Raw genomic sequence first — 21,404 nt, forward strand, 5'->3', positions numbered from 1 at the left:
ATTTTGTAAGACCTCATTCATCTCTTAATGGTTTAACACCTGCTCAAGTTGCTGGATTAAATCTAAATGATAAAGAGAAGAAAAAATATCCTCTTGTAGCATAATTTTTGCTTGAATTTCGCCTAATTATTTTTTAAATGTTCGTCCTTGAAATTGTCAAGGGCGTGCGTTAGCACGTTCATTTTACCCTTGACAATTTTAAGGACGAACTTTTATCATCCTTCAGGCGAAATTTAAAGCAATCTGAAGTAATTCTATAAAACATTGTACTATTTTTTCATATTAAGTTTACAAAGCCATTTATTATCCATATAAGAATTATTAATTAAATCTAGTTGAGCTTCTAGTAGTGTTTTAAATCTAGTTTTGAATATTTGAAATTCTTTTTTTGCATCTTCATATTCTCTTTTTATATTAGTTACTTCATTTCTAGCTTCATCGATGATTTTTCTTCCCTTTTCCTCAGCCTCTTTGATAATCAATTCCGCCTTTTTATTAGCATTCATAGCTACTTCTTCAGCTGTGCTTTGGGCTACAACCAATGTGTCTTTGAGGGTTTTTTCTAAACTATTGTACTTTTCTATTTGCTCTTCTAATAATCTAATCTTTTCTTTCATCTCAATATTTTCATTATAAACTTTTTCATAGCTGTCAATTACATCGTCTAAAAATTCATCTACTTCACTTTCTTTATATCCCCTTAAGGCCTTAGTGAATTCTTTATTTTGTATATCTAATGGTGTTATCATCTTATACCCCCAATTATATGAATTTTTTTATTGATACTTTATATCTATCCTTTTTTGTCTTACCTAATACTTTATCTAAAATTATTCTACCATTGCCCCTATAGGAAATGAGATCACCTTCTTTTAGGTTATACGAAGGTGTAAGAACTGGTAAAAAATTAACCTTTAATTTTTCTCTTTTTATATCGCTCATGGCTTTAGTTCTTGATACTTTAAATCCTACAGACGAAATAGAATCAAGTCTTAAAGATTTAACTGTGCCAGTTATTGTTATAAAGCTATTTTTTCTAGGAATAACATTATCTATATCATCAATATATGCACTTACCCTATATCTACCGATTTGATATATATTACTTTCAATAAAACTAGCAATTTCTTGAAATGTTATTATTTGTATATCATTATCATTAATAATAATATCTCCTAATTTTTCTCTTTTTAATCCTAATCCAAGAATTGCTCCTAAAACATCTCTATGATTTAACTTGCTTCCTTGGGGAATATTGTCAATTTTTATAACTTTAAGTGGTGTATTAAAACATGCTTCATCACAATAATCAGGATATAATATCAAGATTTTTCTCTCAGCTTCCTTATATCCACCAGTAATATCAAAATTTACATAATCAAATTTAGTCTTTAAAACCTCGCTGCATAGGAATGCTAAATATGGATCTAAAAAATCTGTGTATTTAAATACATTCTTCTTAATAAAAATTTCAATTTTATCTAAAACCTTAAAAAACTCTATTTCAAATTTGTCATTCAATAAATATCTTCTAGCAATATCTTTCTTGTCCAAAATATCACGCTTTCCATACAGGATTCATATAGGAATTTAAGTAAAGACTTTAGTTTATATAAACTCAAACCCTCTAATTTTTTAAGAGTCTTTAAATTTATACAAACTAATATTTTACTTAAATTTCTAAAGTAATCTTAGTATAATGTTGGCTAATATATCTAGCGAAACAATGGCAAGTATTGGAGAAAAGTCAATCATTCCTCTAATTCCGATTTTCTCTTGTAGAAGTCTAAATGGTGACAGTATTGGTTCTGTTATTTGATACAAAAAATTGTATATAGGGTTTGAATAATCATGACTAAACCATGAAAATAATGCTCTGGCAATTATAAAAAAATTTATCACACTTATAAAATAACTAATTGTCGCTTTTAATGTCCACATCTTACCACCTTCCTATTTTGTTTAATTACTATATTTTTAAAGCTCTCAATTCTATAGATAGAGTAGAATTTCCATATGAAGTATCTATGTTTGAAATTCACCAAACCAATTCAGCTTTGCCAAGGAAAAATTCCTTTATTATTTAGTTCATCACTAATGCTACCTGAAATATCAATATTATTTGGAGCTAAAATAAATATACCCTTTGATACTTTTTGAATTTGACCATCTAATGCATATATAGCACCATTTAAAAAATCAAATATTTTCTTTGCTAATTCTTGATCTAATTTTTCTAGGTTAATTATAACTGGCTTTCTATTTTTTAAATCATCTACTATATCTGGAGCTTGTTCAAATTTTACAGGCTCATATATAACTACCTTCATCTGCTGATTGGTATGAATACTAACTATCTTTTGTTTCATAGGTTGATTATTTATGGGCTCTTCAGTAGTCTCTTCTAGTTCTTCTTCATATTCATCTAGCCCCATAAAAAACTTAACTTTATCAAAAAATTTCCCTGACATAAAGAACCTCCCTATATTATGTTTTTAAGGATTTTCATAGTAATAGCTTCACAATCCTTGAATCTTCAAAATAATTTTTGATGGATAATATAGAATTTACATAGTAAAACTTAATTTATACATGTACAAATATGCAATGTTTCTGGGCATTTTGGACATGTATAAATTAAAGTCTTTACTTAAATTTCTATACTGCAAAAACAAAAAAACTATATATCTATTTTTTGCTATAATCTCTTTGTCCAAATATCCCTGTCCCAATTCTAACCATATTAGAGCCTTCTTCTACTGCTACAGTATAATCATTAGTCATGCCCATGGAAAGATAATTCATATTAATATTATTATAGTTGGAATTCTTTAAACTATCAAAAATTCCTTTCATTTCTCTAAAGTATGGTCTTACTTCTTCGCTGTTTTTTACATACGGTACTATTGTCATCAAGCCTTGAACCCTTATGTTCTCAAACTCCGACATGTCTTTTATAAAATCATCTAGTTCATCATATCCTATTCCAAATTTATCCTCATCATCTGCAATATTTATCTGAATTAATACATCCATAACTCGTTCAATTCTTTTTGCTCTCTTATTAATTTCTTTAGCTAAACGCAAACTATCTAAAGAGTGTATTAAATCCACCTTATCAATTATGTACTTAACTTTATTAGTTTGAAGATGTCCTATTAAATGCCATTTAGGCTTATACTGAATTTTATCGTATTTTACTATTATTTCCTGAACTTTATTTTCACCAATATCAGTAATGCCAGTTTTTAATGCGCAATTAATTGTATCTACATCTATAGTTTTTGTTACTGCAATAAGCTTTACTTCATCAGGGTTTCTTCCAGCTTTCAAACAAGCATTTCTTATATTATTAACAACATTATTAATATTATTTTCTATTCTTTCCATTTTTCTTACCTCCTCAATTAATATATGATATCTCCTTCTCTATATTTTTTTCCATGTCTTAAAATTTCATCATATAATTTTACTGTATAAATACGCTTTGTAGAATCTCCCTTTTTTACATCAAAAAAATGATTTTGAATTATTGCATAGTCTTCATTATATCCTAAAACCTTTATAGGCTTAAATACTGCTTTTCTATTTATATCTAATACATATACTCCAAGCTGTCCTTCTTTTTCTATGATGGAATCTCGATTAATCTTCAAGCCCTCATACTGTTCTTTAATAATATTTAGACCTAGTTTTCTTATCTTATTAAAGCCGTTAACATATTGATTTGTTCTTACTATAATGAAGCTTTTATTTTCATCATATATCTTATCAAATACCCTACCGCTAATTTTTTCATCTGAAAAGTCTATAAATATATCACTTTCTGTATTAAAGGTATTTGCATCCTGAAGATCAGTAATAATTACTATATACCAAGCAGTATTATCAGTTATCTTAAATACTGGTTGATCATAAATTACCTTATCATACTTTAATTTGTTTAAATTAGATTCTATTGATTTAATAAATTCATATTTTATATTTGCCAAATTATATGGAGTCAGTATTTCTTCGTACCCATCTATATGGTAACTAACTATTCCAGATTGTGGGCTATTTATTTCCATGATAGAATTTTTAATTTTTTTTTCTAATCTCTCTTTTTCTCCATGAAGCTTTTCTAAGTTTGCACCTGAAAAGCTTTTGTCACCACTTATCCTTCTTTTTTTATTGATTTTGTTTTCTAAAGTGCTTTTAAGTTTTTTAATTTTTTCAAAATCTCCTTGAATCCTAGCATCCCTTATATCATCTATAAGCATATTAATATCATGATTTAATTTATCAATATCAATTTCGAACATATTACTTTTACTAGACTTTATATCAGCAATCCTATCATTTAACTCTTTAATTTTCTCTCTATCTTTATCGCTTACATCGGAGGTATATATTTCGCAGATTTTATAATTTTTTTCTACCTTTTCACCTTCTTCAACGTAATATTTAATATTACCTTCACCAGTAGATTTTACAATCATCTCATTCCTTATAATTAGGCACTCATATTGTCTCTCAGTACTTAGGCTACCATACTCTACAATTTCTGTATCTGGAGGCTTAATAAAAAGTCCATATATTAGCTTATAAATAAAGTATAGTGATATTACTAAAAAAAATACAATACGATATAATTTTGATTTTCTTTTCATTATTATCACCTGTGGACGAGGATAACTAACTCTAGAGTGTTATAAATTTCATAGAAAAGATATAGAAGCATTCATTATTTTCTATGAAATTTATACTAGGTTTTAATGTTGGTTATCTATAGATATTCAAGTAAAACAATTAATTTATATATATCAAAAATTCCCAATAACGTTAGATATTTTGATATGTATAAATTAAGTTTTATTATTAAAAATCTATATAGGAATTTAAGTAAAGACTTTAATTTATACATATCCAAAACGCCCAGAAACGTTGCGTATTTGTACATATATAAATTAAGTTCTACTATGTAAATCCTATATAATTGGGTAGCCTAAAATTAATAATCATACATTATACTATATCTTTTATTATTAATTCTTCATATATGTTATATTTCCTTCACCTATTTATAAAAATTGTATAGTAATTCGGTCCTAAAAACAGCGAAAAATGTCGAAACTAAAATAAGAATTTAGGGGCATATGCAGCCCCTTGGTTTTTGTGAAATTATTCTACTATAAAGTTCCAAGTAAATCTTAATTTGTATATATCAAAACATCCGATGTTTTTAGGGATTTTTGAGATGTGTAAATTAAAATTTTGACTGGAATCTCTATATATAAATCCTTTAATATAATAAAGACTACATAATATGTAGTCTAAAGTATTCTTCCATATTTGCTTATTATTCTTAATTTTTTTATTTTGCTAACTTTTAGTTCAAGAATTTTATCTTCTAGTGTAAGGATACATAAAAGATTATCTTCTTTTTTTGCACCTAAAACTGTTCCTTTAATAGAATTATTATTTTTTAAATAAATCTTAATTTCATCGCCAATAGAAAGGTTTAAATTGCCAAGCTTAAATATCTTTAAATCCAATTCATCTAATAGTTTTTGAGTTATTTTTTTGCTTTGTAAATTCACTTTATTATTTATTAAATCATATTTTTCCTTCAATACAGATAGTAAGTATCCAAATATTGATACAATGAATAATACTATTAAAAAATTGATTAAGTATCCAATGTAATTCATAATCATCACCTTTTATATTACAAAATCGCCTAAAAACCCATTTATACTTCTATTTTTTTAAGTATAAAATTATAATATTTAGGCTGTTCTTATAAATATAGATTTCCCATAGTAAAACTTAATTTATATATATCAAAATATCCAGAGTTTTTAAGGATTTTTGATATATATAAATTAACTGTTTTACTGGAATATCTATATATTCTATTTATCATTTAATATTTACCTATAAAACATTGTTCTTATTACTCTACATAAAAAGAAAAAGCTATGACATGTGCCATAGTGTATTGGTCTGGGTGAGAGGATTTGAACCTCCGACCACCAGAACCCCATTCTGGTGCGCTACCAAGCTGCGCTACACCCAGATATATATCCTACATTTCTATTATACATAAATTTTTAAATTTATCAAGTCTAGAAAATAACTTTTAAGTAATTCTTTACGGTATTTTAAAGGCTAAAAGGTTGAAGATTACTAAGGCAGGTCTTATATGTCAAATACCTATAAATCATACTTGCACCTAATAGCCTCAAACCTTCAACCCTTTTTTTATATAATAATGCAAATAAGATTTCTACTACCTTCATCTATAATCTTTTGAAGTGTATTTTGAAGCTTAAACCTTACATCCTCGGGCATCATAAATAATTTATTATTTAACTGTTCGTTAACAAGGTCATGTAGAGATTTTCCAAACATATTTGTTTCCCATATCTTTTTAGGATCATTTTCAAATTCTTTCATTAGATAATTCAATAAATCTTCACTCTGTTTTTCTGAACCCACAAGTGGTGACACTTCTGTAGTGATATCAGCTCTGATCAAATGTAAGGACGGAGCATTTGCCCTTAGTTTTACTCCAAACCTATTCCCCTGCTTAAATATTTCGGGTTCTTCAAGCTGCATTTCACTTAAAATTGGTGGCACAACTCCATATCCAAGATTTTTGGCACTATTTAGAGCTTCCTCTACTCTATCATATTCTTTTTTAGCCTTTGAGAAGGATTTCATTAAGCTTAATAGCTGATGGTCTCCTTCTATTTTATAACCAGTTAATTCTTGTAAAATTTCATAGAATAAACCTTCCTTAGTATTCATTTTCACACTTGCTATACCCTTGCCAAGATCAATATTACTTATTTCTGCTCCTGTTAATACGTCCATATTCTTATCTTCAAATTTATATGATAAATTATCAACATCCTTTATTTTTTCTGTATTTTTTATGGCATTTTTGATGATATGTAATATTTGATTCTTAAGCCAATGATCAGGATCTAAGCCTTCTATCCATTTTGGTAAATTGATACTTATTTCTCTTACTGGAAATTCAAATAGAATCTTTTGTAATACTGTATTGATATCTTCTATTTCCATTCTTGCACAATTTATTGGAATTACTGGCACATTATATTTTTCTTCTAATTCTGATTTTAACTTCATTGCTTCCTCTGAACTCGGGTCAATAGAATTAAGCAGTATTACAAAGGGTTTTCTAAGGTCCTTTAATTCTCTTACCACCCTTTCTTCAGCCTCAATATAGTTTTGTCTATTGATATCAGTTATAGACCCATCAGTAGTAACCATTAATCCAATGGTGGAATGATCAGTAATAACCTTCTTAGTTCCTATTTCCGCTGCTTCCTCAAAGGGTATTTCATTTTCAAACCAGGGAGTCATTACCATCCTAGGCATACCTTCTTCTTCATATCCCAGAGACCCTTTAACAAGATATCCAACGCAGTCAATCATTCTTACATTAAATCTTGCATTATCCTTTAATGCTATTTCTATTGCTTCATTTGGAACAAATTTAGGTTCTGTGGTCATAATCGTCTTCCCTTTTCCACTTTGTGGTAATTCATCCTTAGTTCTCTCTTTTCTATATACATTGTCTATATTAGGTATAACGAGTAAGTCCATAAATCTTTTGATAAATGTTGATTTTCCAGTTCTTACAGGTCCAACTACTCCTACATATATATCTCCTTGAGTCCTCTCTGATATATCTTTATATATATCAAACCGTTCCATCGTTCCCCTCCTTTACTAATAGTTTGTATACTTTCCTTTTATACTATCATTAACATTATAAATATATGTCTTTCTCTATAAAATATGACTTCTATTGTACAAAAAAGATATCTATTGTGAAGAGAAGTTAGAGGTAAGATGTTAAGAAGTTAGAAAATAATTAGATGAAAAGACAAAGACGCCCATAGGGTGCGTTTTGAGTTCCAAGTCCCATGTTCCATGTTCCAAGTTGCAAGTATTAGGGTCTTTCTAATAAGTTTTAAAAGAAAACAATTTGCATCAATATTTTGCTGGAAATAGTTTCAATTTTCCTTATAATTCTCTATTTTACTCTGTTTTAGCTATGCAATTTTTCGTAAAAAATGTTTAAGTTCATAAACTACAAGATTAAAAAAAAAGCGTCTTATGACGCTTTCGATCTTTTACCAGCTATCAATAAAATCCTCCATTACTTCTTCTATTTCATGGGTTTTACTTCTAAGCATTAAATTACTTACAGATTCTTTAGCCGAGCAACCATCATATAATATTTTATATATTTCATTGGTAATAGGCATCTCTATTTTAAATTTTTTTGACAATTCATAGGCAGCTTTTGTGGTGTATACACCTTCTACAACCATGCCTATAGAAGCCACAGCTTCCTTCAAGGATTTACCTTGCCCCAGTTGTATTCCACATCTTCTATTTCTACTATGCATACTTGTACAAGTTACTATTAAATCTCCTATTCCCGTTAATCCAGCAAAAGTGCTTATATTTGCCCCCATTGCTTCACCTAATCTAGCAATTTCCCTTATTCCCCTTGTCATAAGAGCAGCCTTAGCATTATCTCCATACCCTAAACCATCACTAATACCCGCCCCTAGGGCTATTACGTTTTTTAGTGATCCTCCTAATTCAACACCAACTACATCTGGGTTAGTATATACTCTCAATTTATTAGTTATAAATATATCCTGAACATATTCGGCAGCATATCTGCTTTTTGAAGCTGAAACAATGGTAGTAGGTATACCTTTACATACCTCTTCAGCATGTGATGGACCAGATAAAGCAACATAATGGTTATCGGGATAATAGTCGTTAACAATTTGTGAAATCCTAAGTAGAGAATTATTTTCTATACCCTTTGAAACATTAACAAAAATTTGTTCTTTACTAACATACCCCTTGATTTTTTCTAAGGTCTCCCTTATGCCCTGTGATGAAACAGCTAAAACTATTATAGAGCACCCTTTTATACAATCACATATATCTGTGTACATATTGATGTTTTGGGAAAGCACCGCATTAGGCAAATACTTTGAATTTTCTCTAGTACATCTAAGGCTTTCAATATGCTCCTGATTTCGTCCCCATAAATTAACTGAATGACCCTTGTCAGCTAATACAATGGATAAAGCAGTTCCCCAGCTTCCTGCACCTAAAACCCCTATTTTTCCTTTCATCTTTAAACCCACCTTCTATAAAAGCTTATTTACCTCCCAAGCTAATTCCTATAACGAGGATTTCAATACTTCCCTTTCTTTTATGTAGTAAACCCCTTCTTATATAAATTTAAAGGAAAAAATAGATTTATAAAAATAACTCAAATAAAATATCAAAATCCTCTAAGGTACTTCAAAAAGAAAATTCAATTAACTAGCTCGGAGAATTATTTATTTTTGTTTTTTAGCCTTACATTCGATTGTTATTGGTGTTCCTTCAAAATTATAGTTTTGTCTTATTTGGTTCTCTAAATATCTTATATATGAAAAATGTGCTAATTCAACATCATTAACAAATAGGACAAATTTTGGCGGCTTTACTGCAACCTGAGTTCCATAATAAATCTTTAATCTCTTACCTTTGTCTGATGGAGGTTGATTCAATAATACAGCTTCACTTATTAAATCATTTAATGCTCCAGTAGAAATCCTCATGGAATGCTGGTTGGATACATATTTAATATATTCCAAAACTTTATTTACCCTCTGATTAGTTTTTGCCGATATAAAAAGTATGGGAGCATATGACATATAAGCAAGTTCATTACGAATATGCTTTGAAAATTCATTATATGTATAATTATTCTTTTCAATCAAATCCCACTTGTTAACTACTATAATAGAAGCTCTGCCAGCTTCATGGGCATAGCCTGCAATTTTTTTATCCTGCTCGGTAACACCTTCCTGAGCATCTATCATTATTAAACAAACATCGCTTCTCTCTATAGCCGTCAATGATCTGAGAACACTATATTTCTCGATATTCTCATATACCTTGCTTTTTCTTCTAATTCCTGCCGTATCGATAAAGACATATTTATCTTCATTAAATTCAAAGGGAGTGTCAATAGCATCCCTCGTGGTTCCTGCAATATCACTAACAATAACTCTATTTTCACCTAAAATGCTATTTATTAGAGAAGATTTTCCAACATTAGGCTTTCCAATTACTGCAACCTTTATAATATCTTCATCATAATCGGTATCAACATTATCAGGAAACTTGTCTACTATCTTATCTAATAAATCACCAAGATTTAACGCATTTACCGATGATATTGGGATTGGCTCCCCTAGACCCAAGGTGTAAAAATCATAAAAATGATCTGGAAGCTTAGTGCTATCAACTTTATTAACTACTAAAATAATAGGTTTTTGGGTTCGTCTAAGCATATTTGCAATTTCTTCATCAGCTGTCGTTACACCTGTTTTGCCATCCACCATAAATACTATAACATTAGCAGTATCCATGGCAATTTCAGCCTGTGTTTTCATTTGAGATATGATTATATCCTTTGAATCAGGTTCTATTCCACCTGTATCGATTAAAGTGAATTTATTATTAAGCCATTCAACATCTGTATATATTCTGTCCCTTGTAACTCCAGGTTTATCTTCAACTATAGAAATTCTTCTTCCTGCAATTTTATTAAAAAAAGTTGATTTCCCGACGTTGGGTTTACCAACAACTGCCACAATAGGTTTTCCCATTTTTATTCCTCCACTACTATTATTTTATAATACTTTCAATAAATGATTGGCCATTTACATCAGAAGCAACAACAGATCTATTCAATGATTTTTCTAAATCCTGTATTGTTACATCATCTAAAAAAATAGGCTCATCTGATTTTAACATGCTCTTTGGTATAATAATCTTTTCCCCTAACTCCCTGTCTTTTAATTGATTAATAATATCTTGTCCAGTTATTAAGCCAGAAACAGTTATTGTATGCCCAAAAAAATCATTCTTAATAGTTAAAACTTCAATTTTAAGCTTAGAAACTTTCTTAGTCAATTCACTTGCCAATTTTTCTATAAACTGAGCTGCTGATACTCCTGTAACAACAGTAATTGTCTTATTTATCTCTAAATTCTTAGGAAGAGTTTTTAAGTGATTATTAAACTCATGCTCCATTTTTTTAATTAGACCCACTCCATTTTCAATTTGAGGAAAATCTTCATAGCTTTCATAGCTAGGTAAAGGCTTTTCAGCCATGATATAGAATTCATCAGATAAGTATACAAAATTAGTACCTATTTTTTCTTTTAATAGTTTTTGCCATCTATGAATTTGCATAATTACTTTGTTTGCACTTTCTTTATCAAATATTTTTAGTGGATATAAATTTTGTCTAAACTTTGTAATTCCTACTGGTACTATTGCTACACTGTGAAGATTGGGATATAGAGTGTATAAATCTTCAATTGTTCTATCAAGCTCTAAATCATCATTTACATCAGGACAAAGTACAATTTGACCATTAATCATTATGCGATTTTCAGTTAGCTTTTTAATTCTTTCAAGAATATTTCCAGCCCTTTTATTATTTAACATTTTTACTCTTAAATCTGGATTTGTTGTATGAATTGAAACATTAATTGGACTTATATTGTATTCAATAATTCTATCAATATCCATATCTCTCAAATTAGTCAAAGTAACAAAATTTCCTTGCAAAAATGATAACCTAGAATCATCATCCTTAAAATAAAGGCTCCTACGCATATTTTTAGGTAATTGGTCAATAAAACAAAATATACATTTATTCTTACAATACTTTGCTTGATCTAAAATAGGATTATCAAATTCTATACCTAAATCCTCATCATAATACTTGTCAATTTCTAATATCCAAACCTCGCCATTCTTCTTTTCAATTTCAATTTCTAAAAATTCATCGGAAGTCAAAAAAAGATAATCAAGGATATCCATTACTTTTTTGCCATTGATATTAATAAGAATATCTCCCTGTTCAATACCCATTTCTTCAGCTATACTATCTGGTTTAACTTTGGATATTATATTATTATATTTCTTCTTATTCATTAAAACACCTGCTTTAATTAATAAATATTTTCACTATTTACATTCTTGTTTTATTATAATAGAAGTTTTAGATTAGTCAAGAGTATTGATTTATTGGTTGAAGGTTGTAGGTTTTATGGTTATTCTTAGTGGTTAAATTATTTAAAGAAAACGACTTTAAACATTAATAAAAACCAGCTAGAATAACCTCAATACCCTCAACCCAAAATCCTTTTTTCCACTTTGTTCTTCAATGCTTTACTATAGCATAAACGCCATTTCTTAAATCGTGAACCATTCCCATTGTAATTTTGGCAATTAATAATGCTGTTTCTTCCTGTTTCTCTTCATTGTCAACAAAAAATATAGGTACTGAAGCTGAAGTGATATTTCTATTTAATGAAACAAGGGCAATAATGTTTTCCTTTATACCTAAATCCATATATATCTCCTTTCCTTATCATTCTTTTAAATATTTACCCCTTGGCTTTCTTTTACAAGTCTCTAGTACAGGTGTTTTATTAACTACATTTACTAATAGCTCTACATTAGGTTCCATGGCTATAAGTGCCATAACTAGATTACCATTATGAGGATTTCTTCTTGCTAAGGGAGTAAAATCAGGTTCATCTATATCTTTTCTAATACCTAATTGAGTGGCTGCTTGATGCTGTATTGCTTGTCTCTGTCCAATATTTGATAATGTAGAACTAGCACTGGGGTTTTTAGGTATTATTTCAACTGCTATTCCCCTTTCCTCATATATTTTTCTAGAAGCCTTTAATCCTATATTCATAATTATTACATCATTAACCATTAAAAGTGGTCCATCAAAGCTTATTTTAGCAGGTCTTACTTCGGCTATTTCTTCAATTAATTGTCTAGTCAAAAACCTTTTTAAAATCGACATAACTAAAAATCCAATTACAAACCCTATGATAACTTGTATTTCCTTGTTAGCCCTTAAAAATCTTGCTACATTCATTGAGAGGCTTGTAAGCAGTGAAGTTAACATAACCATGTAATTCCGCGCTTCAAAAGCTTTTGCTATATCTTCTATGTAAGCTGTACCTCTAGGTACTAATTCAGTTGGTTCAATATTGTCAAGACTTTGCCTTTCCATATTTCGTACATCTCTAAATTGTTGAGCCGCCAAGGATAAAAAGGTAACTGCTCCGAATTCCTTTGCAGACAATGCAGGTATAGCTACTGCTCCAAGGGATGCAGCTATCAGCCCTAATGTAATATGTGATAAAAAGCCTTGGGGATAACTTGGATACTGCCTATGGTCAATTTTCATCATATAAGCACGGGACAAAACACCAATAAAAATAGATACAATTATTGAGAGCATATGATTTTCCATTGAATTCCTCCTTTCTATACTTATATATTTTCCCTCAGTCAGATTTTAAATATGAAAAAATATTTAAAATCATGATTAAAAATCATGGATTATATGTATTTTATAAATATGATAAGATATATTATAGATGTATGCTCATAAAACTTCAAAAGCATCCATCTATATTATTTAATTCTCCAAGTTAGCTTCTATTGCGGGGTTTTAGAAACCAAAAATTTTATTTACTAGCTTGGCAGGCTAATTTATACATATCGAAATTAAATTTATCTACATCACTATTTTAAAAGGAGTGAAAAAAATGAAGCAAAGGGTTTTTATATCAGGTAAAATCCCCAAAACAGCCTATGATATATTATCAAAAGAGTTTGAAGTTACTATGCATGATGATATAAGGCTATTAAGTAAAGGGGAAATCATGGAGGGCATTAAAGGAAAGGATGCTCTTCTTTGCTTGCTTTCTGATCCAATTGACAAAGAAATAATTGATTCTAATCCTAATCTAAAGATTATTGCAAATTATGGTGCAGGATTTAATAATATTGATATTGAGGCTGCTACTTCTAACAAAATACCTGTAACTAATACTCCTTTAGTTTCTACTACCTCTACTGCTGAATTAACCATGGGATTAATTCTTTCTATTGCAAGAAGAATTGTGGAGGGAGATAAGATAACAAGAGCAGGTAAGTTTACTGGTTGGGCTCCATTGTACCACCTAGGTACAGAACTATCTTCTAAGACACTTGGTATTATAGGTTTAGGAAATATCGGTAAAGCCGTGGCTAAACGTGCTAAAGCCTTTGATATGAATATAATCTACTATACCAATCATCCTTTAGATGAAAATGAAGAAAAGAAATTAGGCTATAAATATATGTCTTTGGATAAAGTAATTGAAAACTCAGATTTTTTGACCTTGCATTTGAGTTATAGCCCATCTTCATTTCATATGATTGGCAGGGAGCAGCTTGAAAAAATGAAATCAACTGCATATCTAATAAATGCAGCAAGAGGTCCCCTAGTGGATGAAACTGCCTTGCTAGAAGCTCTTAAAAACAAGTCCATAGCAGGAGCAGCCCTTGATGTTTATGAAAGAGAACCTGAAATTACAGCAGGTCTAGAAAAGCTTGATAACGTGATTCTAACTCCTCATATCGGTAATGCTACAATTGAAGCTAGAAATAAAATGGCAGAGGTAGCTGCTAATAATATAATCGCTGTATTGAATGGACAAAAACCCATTAACTGTGTAAATCCAGATATCTATGAATAAACAAAGCGTCTAATGACGCCTTGTCAGATTAAGATTAAAAATTATGTCATTCTTTTAAGTCATTAGAAACTAAATATTATCATTGCAATATAAGTCACTACCCTAAATCAATTGTAGTATGGCAGCCATTCTTCCTGTTTTTCCATTTTCAGCTCGGTAAGAAAAAAATATATCATTATTACATTGAGTACAGATATTACTAATAATTATGTTATTAGATGGTACTCCAGCTTCAATTAATGATACTTTATTAGCATTCCATAAATCCAATAAATATTTTCCTTTTCCTTTGTCTTCTATAAAATCCTTTGTGTTCTTATAATTATCTTTAAACCTATCTATAACATAATCATCTACTTCATAACAGCATTTGCCTATAGATGGTCCTATCCCTACAATACAATCATTAGGCTTAGTACCAAAATCATTTATCATTCGATAAATAACTTTCTTTCCAATTTTCTTTACAGTACCTCTCCATCCACTATGGGCTAAAGCAATTATTTTTCTTTTTGTATCTAATATAAATATTGGTACACAGTCGGCGTAAAGGGTTACTAAAGGAATACATTTCTTATTTGTTATAAGTGCATCAATCTCATTAAAGCATCTATCATTAATAAGTCCATTCCCTTTATATTTTTCCTCTACAACCAAAATGTTATCTTTATGAACCTGATCAGAAATAACTAGGTTTTTGATATTTATTTTTAAAGCTTTGCATATCAATTCATAATTTTTTAATATATTTTCCTTTTTATCCATCGTATTTATTCCTAAATTTAGAGAATTATAGGGCTTATTACTAATACCACCAATTCGTGAAGTAAAACAATGTTTCACTAGACCAGATTTCTCAAAGGAAGGAATCTTAAAATAAACAATATTATTGCTCTCTAATCTTGAAAAGTTCCATTTTTTCATAATTTTTTCACCTTGTAAGATTTACTTTTTTCATTTAATATTTTCTCTAATTCCTCCATAAAAGTATTTATATCTTTAAATTGTCTATATACTGATGCAAATCTTACATATGCAACATCATCAATATCTTTTAATGAATTCATAACTAATTGCCCAATATATTCTGACTGTATTTCCTTCTCCATACTATTACTAAGCTTTCTCTCTATATCATCAACGGTTTTTTCGATTAACTGCATTGATACTGGTCGTTTTTCACAAGCCTTAATTAAACCATTAATAATCTTATTTCTATTAAAGGATTCACGATTACCATCTTTCTTAACAACAAAAATGGGTATTTCTTCAACCTTTTCATATGTAGTGAATCTTTTTTTGCAATTCAGACATTCTCTTCTTCTTCTTATTGCTTGTCCTTCATCAGTTGGTCGTGAATCAACCACTTTAGTTTCAAAATGAGAACAATAGGGACAATTCATTAGAATAAACCTCCTAATTAGATTTACTAAAATTATATAATATTTTCTAAGGTAAGTCTATTCCAGATATAGAGTATTAGACTTTAATTCTTGTTTCTAAAATTTTACTGGTAATAGTTTGAATTTCCTCTCTGTTGCTTGTATTTACTTGGATTTAAATATGCAATTTTTTGAAAAAATGTTCCAGTTCCTTAGCAGCAAGCAAGCCTTTGCTTTATAGCCAAATGACTATATATTATTATGCTCTCATTTTTTATCCTCTGATTTAATATTTTCTAAAAAAAAGTTAACACTCTTGCTACCATTCTCCTCTTCTTCTTGATAATGAATAGAATCCTTTATTTCAACCAGTATTATATCTTGACCTACTTTTACTATCCTTTTCCAAGGAATAATATAATCATTATCCTTGCTAAATATTTTTAAAAATTTACCTTCTTTAGGTACTATAATTGATTCTACTCTGCTTTTTTCTAAATTTATTTCAAAATCATATATAAACCCTATTCTAGTTCCATTTACTACGTTTATAACTTCCTTCATCTTCAAATCTGATGTAGTCACCATAAAACTATCCCCCTTTAAGACATGCTTATTTATATATATAATAGATATTAATCATATTCAATTTTATTCTTATTTCTTTAAAAAATTTGTGTTTCCCTACACCTAGATAAGAAATATTAAACATCCCATGCCTGAAATCACAAAGGCCTAAATTAGCTTCGCTTGGTTTATACAATTTTTAACAAAAATCTGTACTCCAACTTTCTTGTTGAAGTACATTATTAAAAGCTACATCAAGAATCTTTAATATATTTTTTCATATGCTTTAAAGCTGTTTTTTCCAGTCTTGAAACCTGTGCTTGGGATATTCCTATTTCTTCTGCTACCTCCATTTGAGTTTTGCCTTTAAAAAATCTAAGGGTAAGAATGAGTTTTTCTCTGTCATTTAACTTTCTTAAACCTTCTCTCAGAGCAATCCCCTCAATCCATGTTTCATCAATGCTCTTTTCATCACTAACCTGATCCATTACATAAATGGCATCACCACTATCTTGATAAATAGGTTCAAATAAAGAAATAGGATCTTGAATAGCATCTAATGCAAATACTACATCTTCTTTACACATGTTCAATTCCTTTGAAATCTCTGCAATTGTTGGCTCTTTTGAATTTTTATTTATTAACTGATCCCTTACCTGTAAAGCCTTATAGGCTTTATCTCTTAAAGACCTGCTGACTCTTATGGAATTATTATCCCTTAAATATCTTCTTATTTCTCCAATAATCATTGGAACTGCATAGGTTGAAAACTTTACATTTTGACTTAAATCAAAATTATCAATTGCTTTAATTAAACCTATACAACCTACTTGAAACAAATCATCAACATATTCTCCTCTATTGTTAAAGCGTTGAATAACACTTAGTACAAGTCTTAAATTGCCTTTAATAAATTTTTCTCGGGCTTCCATATCTCCATTATGTATTAGTGGAAATAACTCCCTCATCTCCTTATTTTTTAGTACAGGTAATTTAGAAGTATTTACTCCACATATTTCAACTTTGTTATTATACATTCAGTCATGCCCTCCTATTCAAGAATTCCCCCTTTCACAAAAAATTATTGCCTAAAAAACCTTATTTAATACTTTAGATATTTTATATCGTTTTGGTATATAATTCCATTAATTTTGAGGTTATAATTTATTTTTGCCTTTTAATTATTTTTACTTTCTTTAAGCTACATAATTTAACCCTTAAACTAAATATTAAAATAGCGAGCTTTTAATCTCGCTATTTTAAATCATTCTATTGATTTCTTTTTTTAATCTAAATATTATTCTTTTTTCAAGTCTTGATATATAGGATTGAGATATTCCCAACATATCAGCTACTTCTTTTTGTGTTTTTTCTTCACCATTGGAAAGCCCAAATCTTAAATCCATTATTTTTTTCTCTCTACAAGATAATTTCTTTAATGCGATTTTCAACAACTCTCTATCTATCTCTTCTTCTAAATTTTTATAGATTAAATCATTTTCTGTACCAAGTATATCTGACAATAATAATTCATTTCCATCCCAGTCAATGTTAAGTGGTTCATCTATAGATATTTCTGACTTAGTTTTACTATTTCTCCTTAAAAACATAAGAATTTCATTTTCAATACATCTCGATGCATATGTAGCAAGCTTAATTTTTTTATTTGGATCAAAGGTATTAACCGCCTTTATTAAACCAATAGTTCCAATAGATATTAAATCCTCTACGCCTATTGCTGTGTTTTCAAATTTTCTTGCTATATAAACAACTAATCTAAGATTTCGTTCTATAAGTACACTTCTAACAGATTCATCGCCTTCTTGTAGTTTTGATACAAATAACAATTCTTCTTCAGAACTCAGAGGAGGTGGTAGCGTTTCATTACCGCCTATATAATGAATTGTATCCTCAATAAAAATATTAAATTTTTTTAATATTTTTATTAAACTAATTTTGGTTTTTATTATCATTGTTTTAAAATAAGACATCTATATACCTCCTTATTTATACTAATATGTCTGGATTTAACAATGCTTTATAGTCCCCATTTGGGGATAGTGTATTTGTACTTATAGCAACTATTATCTTATTTAAGTTGACTATCTCACCATTATTTTTCATTTTTACATTGTCAGGCTTAAATCCTATCAATATTCCATTTTCCATTCCTATTGAAGTAAAAGGAATTATTCTAAACCTATTCATCCAATCGGATCTTTGTAATATTGCTGTTATTTTTTCCAGCTTATTAAAATTGTCATTTTTGAAAATTTCCTTAACTCCTTCTGGCAATAAAGCTTCTATTGCATTATATTCAACGACAATTACTGGAAATTGTGATATGGGATCAGAAAGGGAATTACCAGTATCAATTAATGCATTAATTTCCTTTTCCCTTTTATCAAACTCAATAATAATTACTTTATATAAATTTTCTTTATTAATTTTATTTTTAACATAACTAATACTTAATACAATTAATACATAGGCTAATGCAACAGAATAAAACAGCACTTTAAAACTAAAATTATTAGTATAAAATATTCCATTACTTAGGATGGAATTAAAATTGGTAAAATAGAATAGTGCAAAAGCTGTTCCTCCAAAAACAAAAGAAACTAAGTAAAAAATACTTAAGTATTTAAAAAAATCTTTAAACTTATCAGGAGTAAAGGATATAATAATTATTAACATCGATATAACTAGTTTCATAGAAAACGAAAGTAAAAAATGTAATGATGGAAAAAAGATAATAAAAGAATAAAATGCACCCAAACTAGCTCCTATGATTAACTTAAAGAGCTTTCCCCTATATCTACAAAAATAACTTGTTATATGAAGAATCAAAAAATTCATAATAAAATTTTCCAAAAATAAATATTCAGCATAAACCTCTAACATATCTTCACCCCAATAACTAGGAGACAGTCTTTCATACTATTTATTATTCATTTTGTATATAATATATGTCTATTATACAAACTATTTTTCTAAAAAAATGTCACTCTTTGAAGTCGAATTGTATTTTTCATAATACAAATTTTTTATACAGTTATGACTATTGGTTTTATAATAATCAAAGGATTTAAACTAATTTTTGAAATGAAATATTAAGACCACTAAGGCATCTTAAAAAAAGTTTTATTCGCCACTCCAGCAGGTTAATAAAAAATAAAAAACCCTGTATATCATACAGGATTTTTCATTAATTTTAATTATTTAAAATCTTCTACTTCCTTAACCAGTTCCTTAATAAGCTTAGAAACTGTTATAATTTCATTCATTCTATAGGCATTGGTTCCTACAAAGACCAGTCCATTTTCCACATCTCCTTGAACTGAATTTATTAAAGCATCAGATATACAATATAAAGTAGTGGCAGGATTACAAGCCTTTAGACAATTATAACATTTTTTCACCTTTAGTCTTCCTTCTTCGATTGATTTAGCAAAGGCATTGCGAATTGCCCTTCCAGGCATTCCAACAGGGCTTTTAATGATCTGAATATCTTCCTTGTTTGCAGAAATATATGCTTTTTTAAAATTTATATGAGCATCACATTCTTCTGTAGCAACAAACCTTGTAGACATTTGTACTCCTGCTGCTCCTAGTTTTAAAAATTCTGCAATATCCTTTCCAGTATATATTCCTCCAGCTGCAATAACTGGAATATCCTTTTTATACTTTTCTACAAAGGGCTTCAATACCTCTATAACTTCTTTTACTATGTCTTTAAGATTTGGTATCTTTAAAGAAATCAATTGTTCACCAGAAAATCCTAAATGTCCTCCAGCTTCTGGTCCTTCCACAATCACAACATCTGGAACATATTTATACTTCCTATCCCATATCTTTGCTATAACAGCAGCAGCTTTACCAGAAGATACTATAGGAGCAATTTTTGTATCAGAACCCATAACTAATTCTGGTAAATTTTTAGGAAGTCCTGCTCCTGAAACAATCAAATCAATTTTTTCTTTAACTGCAGTTTTGACCATATCTTTATAGTTATTGACTGCAGATAACATATTTACTCCTATAATGCCCTTAGGGCTTAGTTTTTTAGCATTTCTTATTTCTTTTATAAGCCCTCTAATATTTGCACCATCATTATTTGTCTTAAAATCCTTCTCTTTAAATCCTATCTGAACCCCTGAAATAACACCAATTCCTCCTTCATTGGCTACAGCAGCAGCTAAATTGGAAAGTGAAACTCCAACACCCATGCCACCTTGAATAATTGGAACCTTTGCAACTAAATCACCTATTTTTAAGGGGGGTATTTTCATAAAATTTCTCTCCTTTTGAATACTTATTAATATTCAAATTATATGTAATATTAGATTATCTGTCAATAGTGAGTCTTTAGGCAGCAACTCTGACAAGTAAATTTTTTCTTAATATTCTTTTCCAAGCAAATACATAATTTCTCATGTGTTTTAAGTTAGAATGTTCTGAAATTAATTCTTTCTAAGAAAAAAAAATAAATATTGAAGTTTATAACCCCAACATTTATTTTTTTAATTTTAAATCTTCTAATTTACCATGTTCTCTCAAAAATTAAATCATCAAAGAGATTTTCATATAAATTGTACCAAAATACTTCACCATGGTTTATCCCAAAGCCTAGATCTAATTGGGTCGGTCTGTTTCTTCCATATATGCTTCCATCTCCTTTTCCCCATTCATCTTCCATAGTGGTGTATTCAAGGCTTTCTTCATAGTTTTTATTGCCTATTATTTCAAATACTATAAGTAGTTTATATTTTTTATAGTTTTCATG

At 29.0% G+C, this 21,404-nt stretch carries 22 protein-coding genes and 1 tRNA gene; 1 reads left to right on the plus strand and 22 read right to left on the minus strand.

Annotated features, from left to right (window positions below; translation table 11 throughout):
- Window positions 1-269: 269 nt before the first annotated feature.
- The 14 genes from BUB36_RS15335 to BUB36_RS15400 form a co-directional block, all read right to left on the minus strand.
- Window positions 270-749, minus strand: coding sequence for a DivIVA domain-containing protein (locus BUB36_RS15335; protein ID WP_073152229.1), 480 nt, complete (start codon window positions 747-749; stop codon window positions 270-272).
- Window positions 750-762: 13 nt separating this feature from the next.
- Window positions 763-1,554 (minus strand): YlmH family RNA-binding protein, encoded by a 792-nt coding sequence (locus BUB36_RS15340; RefSeq protein ID WP_073152231.1) that lies wholly within the window; start codon window positions 1,552-1,554, stop codon window positions 763-765.
- Between the two features lie 126 nt (window positions 1,555-1,680).
- On the minus strand, window positions 1,681-1,941 hold the full coding sequence (locus BUB36_RS15345; protein ID WP_073152234.1) for a YggT family protein: 261 nt from the start codon (window positions 1,939-1,941) through the stop codon (window positions 1,681-1,683).
- Between the two features lie 110 nt (window positions 1,942-2,051).
- Window positions 2,052-2,471 carry a cell division protein SepF gene (locus BUB36_RS15350; RefSeq protein ID WP_073152237.1) on the minus strand — a complete coding sequence of 140 codons (420 nt, stop codon included), beginning with the start codon at window positions 2,469-2,471 and terminating at the stop codon, window positions 2,052-2,054.
- Between the two features lie 217 nt (window positions 2,472-2,688).
- A complete protein-coding gene (locus BUB36_RS15355; RefSeq protein ID WP_073152240.1) occupies window positions 2,689-3,390 on the minus strand; it encodes a YggS family pyridoxal phosphate-dependent enzyme in 702 nt (233 codons plus the stop codon).
- A 17-nt stretch (window positions 3,391-3,407) separates the two neighbouring features.
- Window positions 3,408-4,652 carry an HlyD family efflux transporter periplasmic adaptor subunit gene (locus tag BUB36_RS15360; protein WP_073152243.1) on the minus strand — a complete coding sequence of 415 codons (1,245 nt, stop codon included), beginning with the start codon at window positions 4,650-4,652 and terminating at the stop codon, window positions 3,408-3,410.
- Between the two features lie 663 nt (window positions 4,653-5,315).
- Window positions 5,316-5,693: an LSm family protein gene (locus BUB36_RS15365; protein ID WP_073152245.1), complete on the minus strand. Its 378-nt coding sequence runs from the start codon at window positions 5,691-5,693 to the stop codon at window positions 5,316-5,318.
- A gap of 291 nt (window positions 5,694-5,984) precedes the next feature.
- Window positions 5,985-6,061: transfer RNA gene (locus BUB36_RS15370), tRNA-Pro, on the minus strand.
- 185 nt (window positions 6,062-6,246) lie between these two features.
- Entirely contained in the window at window positions 6,247-7,731 is a 1,485-nt protein-coding gene (gene spoIVA / locus BUB36_RS15375) for a stage IV sporulation protein A (protein WP_073152248.1), read from the minus strand.
- A gap of 422 nt (window positions 7,732-8,153) precedes the next feature.
- Window positions 8,154-9,182: an NAD(P)H-dependent glycerol-3-phosphate dehydrogenase gene (locus tag BUB36_RS15380; protein WP_073152251.1), complete on the minus strand. Its 1,029-nt coding sequence runs from the start codon at window positions 9,180-9,182 to the stop codon at window positions 8,154-8,156.
- Between the two features lie 210 nt (window positions 9,183-9,392).
- Complete coding sequence (der, locus tag BUB36_RS15385; RefSeq protein ID WP_073152253.1) at window positions 9,393-10,712, minus strand: ribosome biogenesis GTPase Der; 1,320 nt, start codon at window positions 10,710-10,712, stop codon at window positions 9,393-9,395.
- A 19-nt stretch (window positions 10,713-10,731) separates the two neighbouring features.
- Complete coding sequence (locus BUB36_RS15390) at window positions 10,732-12,051, minus strand: DUF512 domain-containing protein (protein ID WP_073152256.1); 1,320 nt, start codon at window positions 12,049-12,051, stop codon at window positions 10,732-10,734.
- A 229-nt stretch (window positions 12,052-12,280) separates the two neighbouring features.
- Window positions 12,281-12,472: a capping complex subunit for YIEGIA gene (locus tag BUB36_RS15395; protein ID WP_073152259.1), complete on the minus strand. Its 192-nt coding sequence runs from the start codon at window positions 12,470-12,472 to the stop codon at window positions 12,281-12,283.
- Window positions 12,473-12,490: 18 nt separating this feature from the next.
- Window positions 12,491-13,396, minus strand: coding sequence for a YIEGIA family protein (locus tag BUB36_RS15400; protein WP_073152262.1), 906 nt, complete (start codon window positions 13,394-13,396; stop codon window positions 12,491-12,493).
- A 298-nt stretch (window positions 13,397-13,694) separates the two neighbouring features.
- On the opposite strand from BUB36_RS15400, the gene BUB36_RS15405 reads away from it, so the two are divergent.
- Complete coding sequence (locus tag BUB36_RS15405) at window positions 13,695-14,669, plus strand: 2-hydroxyacid dehydrogenase family protein (RefSeq protein WP_073152264.1); 975 nt, start codon at window positions 13,695-13,697, stop codon at window positions 14,667-14,669.
- A gap of 102 nt (window positions 14,670-14,771) precedes the next feature.
- On the opposite strand, the gene pgeF is transcribed toward BUB36_RS15405, so the two are convergent.
- From pgeF to BUB36_RS19800, 8 genes are all read right to left on the minus strand, one after another.
- A complete protein-coding gene (gene pgeF / locus BUB36_RS15410; RefSeq protein ID WP_073152267.1) occupies window positions 14,772-15,593 on the minus strand; it encodes a peptidoglycan editing factor PgeF in 822 nt (273 codons plus the stop codon).
- Window positions 15,590-16,072 carry a transcriptional regulator NrdR gene (gene nrdR, locus BUB36_RS15415; RefSeq protein ID WP_073152270.1) on the minus strand — a complete coding sequence of 161 codons (483 nt, stop codon included), beginning with the start codon at window positions 16,070-16,072 and terminating at the stop codon, window positions 15,590-15,592. The genes pgeF and nrdR overlap by 4 nt, the downstream gene beginning before the upstream one ends.
- Window positions 16,073-16,318: 246 nt before the next feature.
- Window positions 16,319-16,639: a YlmC/YmxH family sporulation protein gene (locus tag BUB36_RS15420; protein ID WP_073152273.1), complete on the minus strand. Its 321-nt coding sequence runs from the start codon at window positions 16,637-16,639 to the stop codon at window positions 16,319-16,321.
- Window positions 16,640-16,872: 233 nt separating this feature from the next.
- Window positions 16,873-17,655 (minus strand): RNA polymerase sporulation sigma factor SigG, encoded by a 783-nt coding sequence (sigG, locus tag BUB36_RS15425; protein WP_073152276.1) that lies wholly within the window; start codon window positions 17,653-17,655, stop codon window positions 16,873-16,875.
- Between the two features lie 222 nt (window positions 17,656-17,877).
- Window positions 17,878-18,609: an RNA polymerase sporulation sigma factor SigE gene (sigE, locus tag BUB36_RS15430; protein WP_073152279.1), complete on the minus strand. Its 732-nt coding sequence runs from the start codon at window positions 18,607-18,609 to the stop codon at window positions 17,878-17,880.
- A gap of 16 nt (window positions 18,610-18,625) precedes the next feature.
- Window positions 18,626-19,522, minus strand: a complete 897-nt coding sequence (gene spoIIGA / locus BUB36_RS15435) for a sigma-E processing peptidase SpoIIGA (protein ID WP_073152282.1) — start codon at window positions 19,520-19,522, stop codon at window positions 18,626-18,628.
- Window positions 19,523-19,836: 314 nt separating this feature from the next.
- A complete protein-coding gene (locus tag BUB36_RS15440; RefSeq protein ID WP_073152285.1) occupies window positions 19,837-20,910 on the minus strand; it encodes an NAD(P)H-dependent flavin oxidoreductase in 1,074 nt (357 codons plus the stop codon).
- A gap of 251 nt (window positions 20,911-21,161) precedes the next feature.
- Window positions 21,162-21,404: hypothetical protein (locus BUB36_RS19800; RefSeq protein WP_165613107.1), on the minus strand; the 243-nt coding region annotated here is incomplete at its 5' end.

The organism is Paramaledivibacter caminithermalis DSM 15212, from assembly GCF_900142245.1.
In the GTDB taxonomy this organism is placed as follows: Bacteria; Bacillota; Clostridia; order Peptostreptococcales; family Caminicellaceae; genus Paramaledivibacter; species Paramaledivibacter caminithermalis.